The sequence below is a fragment of the Actinomycetota bacterium genome, assembly GCA_035759705.1.
In the GTDB taxonomy this organism is placed as follows: Bacteria; Actinomycetota; CADDZG01; order JAHWKV01; family JAHWKV01; genus JAJCYE01.
In genome coordinates this window covers 1-4,928 of the sequence record DASTUJ010000166.1, presented here as the reverse complement: position 1 = coordinate 4,928, position 4,928 = coordinate 1, and the positions used below count along the sequence as shown (strand labels likewise).

6 protein-coding genes are annotated in these 4,928 nt (G+C 66.1%); 1 reads left to right on the top strand and 5 read right to left on the bottom strand.

All coding sequences use genetic code 11. The annotated features are described in order from the left end of the window. The 5 genes from VFV09_11160 to VFV09_11140 form a co-directional block, all read right to left on the bottom strand. A partial coding sequence (locus VFV09_11160; protein ID HEU4868274.1) for a PQQ-dependent sugar dehydrogenase occupies positions 1 to 407 on the bottom strand: 407 nt, incomplete at its 3' end. Between the two features lie 149 nt (positions 408 to 556). Beyond that, positions 557 to 1,597 carry a ribonucleotide-diphosphate reductase subunit beta gene (locus VFV09_11155; protein HEU4868273.1) on the bottom strand — a complete coding sequence of 347 codons (1,041 nt, stop codon included), beginning with the start codon at positions 1,595 to 1,597 and terminating at the stop codon, positions 557 to 559. Between the two features lie 231 nt (positions 1,598 to 1,828). Beyond that, on the bottom strand, positions 1,829 to 2,029 hold the full coding sequence (locus VFV09_11150) for a hypothetical protein (GenBank protein HEU4868272.1): 201 nt from the start codon (positions 2,027 to 2,029) through the stop codon (positions 1,829 to 1,831). Between the two features lie 167 nt (positions 2,030 to 2,196). Further along, positions 2,197 to 2,850 carry a hypothetical protein gene (locus VFV09_11145; protein HEU4868271.1) on the bottom strand — a complete coding sequence of 218 codons (654 nt, stop codon included), beginning with the start codon at positions 2,848 to 2,850 and terminating at the stop codon, positions 2,197 to 2,199. An 81-nt stretch (positions 2,851 to 2,931) separates the two neighbouring features. Continuing rightward, positions 2,932 to 3,243, bottom strand: a complete 312-nt coding sequence (locus VFV09_11140) for a cupin domain-containing protein (protein ID HEU4868270.1) — start codon at positions 3,241 to 3,243, stop codon at positions 2,932 to 2,934. An 88-nt stretch (positions 3,244 to 3,331) separates the two neighbouring features. Between VFV09_11140 and VFV09_11135 the strand changes: the two genes are divergently transcribed. Next, positions 3,332 to 4,928: molybdopterin-dependent oxidoreductase (locus tag VFV09_11135; GenBank protein HEU4868269.1), on the top strand; the 1,597-nt coding region annotated here is incomplete at its 3' end.

Genomic DNA, 4,928 nt, shown 5'->3' with positions numbered 1-4,928 from the left:
TCCAGCAGGATCACCTCGCCGGTCAACAGGTTGTTGGCTCCCAGGGTGAAGCGTGAGACCCGGTTCCAGCAGTCGCCGTTGTGGTTGGAGGTGTAGTAGAGGAACACCTCATTGGTTGCCGACACTGCGGACCCGAGAAGGCCCTGCTCACCCGAGCTGCAAACGCCCGAGAGGGTGAGCGCCGGGGTGGCCTGCAGGGCGCCGTTGACGAATACGCGGACCGTCCCGGCCTGGGTGGTGACGAGCATTCGGCCGCCGGAGGCGAAGGAGATCGATGTCGGCGATGCCACGTTGCCGACCAGGGTGTCGGTGAAGCCGGTGTCGTTGGGGAAGGCGGCCCCGGCGGAAGGCACGGGAAAAACAATGAGCGTCGACACCAGGACCATCAGGCAAAGTAGGCGACGCATAGAGACAATTATGCCCTCTGGAGCCCGTCCGCCTTGCCCGCATGAAAGGAAGGGGTCTAGGACGCGAAGCAGCCCTGGGGACTGTTCGCCGCACCGTCAATGGTTTTGTCCAGCGGATAGTCCCCAGGGCTGCGTAAACCAAGCTGAATCTAGCCCCGGACTGAAGCCTCGTAGTCGATCGGCTTGGACTCGAAGAAGTTGATCAGCTCCGGCATGTCGTTCTGCGTGATCAGCCACTTCGCCGGGTTCTTGTCGCCGTAGATCTTCTCGAAGCCGATCTTCTGCAGGCGCCGGTCGGCGATGTAGCGGCAGTACTGGCCGTACACGCTCTTGTTCAGGCCCAGGATCCCGTCGGGCATGGCCACCTCGGCGTACGCCGTCTCCAGCTCGACCGCAGTGCGGATCAGGCCGGTGATCTCCTCCTTGAACTCAGGCGTCATGACCTGGGGGTTCTCGGCGACGATGGCCGAGATCAGGTCGACACCAAACGCCAGGTGGATCGACTCGTCCTTCAGGACGTAGCGGATCAGCGTGCCCAGGCCCTTCAGCAGCCGGCGGCGCTCGAAGCTCAGCCCGACCATGAAGCCGGTGTAGAAGAAGATGCCCTCCATGATCACGTAGTAGCCGACCAGGTTGCGGATCAGGTGACGGATCCGGTCGTCCTCATCGGTGAAGTTGCCCTCGATGAGCGCGCGGGTCAGCTCGGTCTCGAACTTCTCCTTGGCGGCCATCTCCGGACAGGTGGCGTGCATCTTGAAGATGGCCTCCCGGTCCAGGTTCAGGGTCTTGATCACGTAGTCGAAGGTGACCGTGTGGTTCATCTCCTCGTAGGCCTGGCGGCCGAGGTACAGCCGGGCCTCGGGGATGGGCAGTTGCGGGTAGAGCGCCATGACCAGGTTGTTGGCCACCAGCGACTCGGACGTGCAGAAGAACCCGAGCATCCAGGTGACGTAGTGGCGCTCGACGTCGGTGAGCGCAGTGTTCCACTGCTCGACGTCCTCGGAGAGCGGGATCTCCTTCGGGAACCAGGTGTTGGCGCAGCCCTGGTCGAAGTACTCGAGGGCGAAGGGGTACTTGATCTCGCCCAACTCGACTGCGTCGTAGGTGGAGGTCCAGCTTGCTGCGGGTCGGCGGTCAGTCAGGGAAGTAACCGGCCCAAGGTCGTCGAGGTCCTCGCTTTTGATGGCCATTTTTCGCTCCTTCTCCCGACTCTGCCGGGAATTGCATATGTCTAGTTTACCCCAACCCGTAGGGGTTCGTGGGGTCCAGCCACACCACATCTTGGGGCCGGGAGCTAATTACATACGGGTACTTACATAGCTGTCAAGTACGGGAAAGAATCGGACGCAAAAAGTGCGAAGCCCCGCTGGCAAGGGGCTTCGCACTCTTCAGGTCCAGATCTGACTCGAACATGTGTTCGACTATACCACCGGAGGCTCCGGCTTGAACTCCTTGCAGGAGTAGTCGGCTTTGATCGATCCCCGGACCAGCTTGCAGGTCCCGATTGCCGTCTTCGGAAACATGTACCGGCAGTTGCGGCATTCGTAGCCGGGAGTGGGGGACGGCCCGTAATCTGCGTCGGCCTTCGAGAGCCCCCAGACCTTTTCGCGAGTCTCGCTCATCCTTGTGCTCCTTCTCGGGTAAAGGGGGCGGACACCCTGCTCTGAGGGCCCAGAGCAGGGTGCCCTCCTCGCCGCCCAAAAGCGGCCGCGAGTACGAAGGTTGTTCGCTGAAGACCTCTGGTTGGATTGGAGCCGGCGGAAAGATTTCGCGTGAGCCTTGGGGCCGGTCAGTCCTCGCAGTTGTTGTTGTCCGCGTCGGCGCAGCCGTTGCCGCTGTCGCCGGAGTCGCCGCTGCCCCCGCTGCCTCCGCCCGAGCCCCCGCCGCCGGAGTCGCCGGCCTCTTCGGCCTCGCCGCCTCCGCCGGACTCGGCGTCGCCGCCTCCGCCGTCCCCGCCTTCGCCGCCGTCGCCGGCGCTGGTGCTCGATATGGCTGCGCAGCCGTCACACGACCCGCCTCCGCCGCCTCCGCCCGAGCCCCCGCCGCCGAACCCGTCGCTGGTGGTTGCCCCGGAGTAGTCCCCGGCACCGCCTGCTGCACCGCCGTCGCCCCCGTTTCCGCCGTTGCCGCTGCCGCCCGGACCGGTCCCCCCGGTGCCCGCTCCGCCGCTACCGCCGTTCCCCCGGCCGCCCGCCGCGGCTCCGCTGTTTCCTCCGCGGGCCCCGTCGCCGGCCGGACCGGAGCCCCCGCCCGCGCCGGCGTCCCCGGTGTCCCCGGAGTTCCCGGTGTCGCCGGTGACGATGGATATCTCCTGCTCGCAGGCGGTCGAATCGGCGCCCGGACCCGATGCTTCACAGTTGTTGTCGGCGGAGGAGGTCCCGGCGACGAGCGCGGCAATCAGAGCCACGGTCAACAAAAGCCAGGTTGTTCGCTTTCGAGTCAACTTCACGGACTCCGCCCCTTGATTGCAGGCGATGAATCTAGTCCTTTCCGGGACCGGAAGGCCGGATTTCACCGCCGGGTGTTACGCGGAGTCTTTCATAGCCTCCAGGCAGATGACACCGTGGGGGCCTACGTCGGCCGAGTGGACGATTCCCGGTTCGATCTCCAGCCGGTCCCCGGGGCTCAGCTCGACGCAGGTTCCGGCTACGTGGAACACGATGCCGCCGTCCAGGCAGTAGATGACCTTGCCCTGTTCGTGGGCGTGCGACCGGTAGCGAACGCCGGGACCGTTCGACCAGCGGTGGCCCCGCAGGCCTTCGCGCCTCAGGATGGAGTTGACCTCACGCTCGCCGGGGGCCGAGGACGTTCGCCAGTGGGTCAACCGGAATTCCACGGCCAGAACAATAGTCGTTAAGCGCGGCAGGTAGGGAAAACACCAGGTTAATTAGTTTCCCAATCCGGCGGGCAGCGGCGACAATCGAATGGTGAACAAACGCTGGCAGCCGTCCCTGTGGGCCTCGCCCAAGCCCTTCGGCATAGGGGAGGGGCGGCCGAACAACTACCTCGAGATCCTCAAGGCCGTCAAGGAGAACCGCAAGGAGCTCCCCTACGCCTGGAGGATCCTCAACCAGGGTGTGTGCGACGGGTGTGCGCTCGGCACCAAGGGGATGAGGGACTGGACGGTCGACGAGATCCACCTATGCAACGTCCGGCTTCGGCTGCTCAGCCTCAACACCATGGCGGCAATGGACGACGGCCTGCTGGAAGACGTCAGGCGCCTCGCCGGCAGACGCAGCGCCGACCTTCGCAACCTGGGCCGCCTGCCCTACCCGATGCTGCGTCGCAGGGGCGACCCGGGCTTCAGCCGGGTCACCTGGGACGAGGCGCTGGACCGGATCGCCTCCCGCATCCGGGCGACCGACCCGCAGCGCACCGCCTTCTACCTGACCTCCCGGGGGATGCCGAACGAGTCCTACTACGCCGCCGGCAAGGCGGTACGGGCGATGGGCACCAACTCCATCGACAACGCGGCCCGGGTCTGCCACGCCCCGTCGACCTTCGCCCTGAAGGAAGGCCTGGGCGTCGCCGCGACGACCTGCTCCTACTCCGACTGGATCGGGTCCGACCTGGTCGTCTTCATCGGCTCGAACCCGGCGAACAACCAGCCGGTGGCGATGAAGTACCTCTACCACGCCCGCAAGGAGGGGACCAAGGTGGTCTGCGTAAACCCCTACCGGGAGCCGGGCATGGAGCGCTACTGGGTCCCCAGCAACACCGAGTCGGCTCTGTTCGGGACCAAGATCACCGACCGCTTCTTCCAGATCAACACCGGCGGGGACGTCGGGTTTTTAAACGGGACGCTCAAGCACATGGTCGAGGCTGGGCTGGTCGACCGGTCGTTCGTCGACGCCCACACCACCGGGTTCGCCGAGCTGGCCTCGACGCTGCAGGACCAGCCGTGGGAGGAGCTGGAGCGGCTGGCCGGCCTGCCCCGGGCCGAGATGGAGGCGTTCGCCGAGATGCTCGGAGCCGCCCGGACCTGCGTTCTGGTGTGGAGCATGGGCGTCACCCAGCACGCATACGGCGAGGACAACGTGCGGGCGATTGTGAACCTCGGCCTGTCAAAGGGTTTCGTCGGGCGCCCAGGTTGCGGCCTCATGCCGATCCGGGGCCACTCCGGCGTCCAGGGGGGCGCCGAGATGGGGGCCTACTCGACGGTTTTCCCGGGCGGGGTGGCCGTCTCCGAGGAGTCGGCCGCAAGCCTGGGGGAGCAGTGGGGGCTGCCGGTCCCTTGGGCCGCCGGCCTGGTGGCGCCGGAGATGATCGACGCCGCGCACTCCGGCGACCTGGACGTCCTGTTCAGCGCCGGGGGCAACTTCCTGGAGGTCATGCCCGACCCGCCGTTCGTCGAGCAGGCGCTGGGCCGGGTGCCGCTTCGGGTGCACATGGACATCGTGGTGTCGTCGCAGATGCTGGTCGACCCGGCGGACGAGGTGATCCTGCTTCCCGCAGCCACCCGCTACGAGACCCCTGGCGGCGTGACCGAGACCTCGACCGAGAGGCGGATCATCTTCTCGC

Excerpts from the sequence above, each read along its gene's own strand:
- VFV09_11155 (HEU4868273.1), bottom strand. The coding sequence starts at position 1,597 with ATGGCCATCAAAAGCGAGGACCTCGACGACCTTGGGCCGGTTACTTCC.
- VFV09_11150 (HEU4868272.1), bottom strand. The coding sequence starts at position 2,029 with ATGAGCGAGACTCGCGAAAAGGTCTGGGGGCTCTCGAAGGCCGACGCA.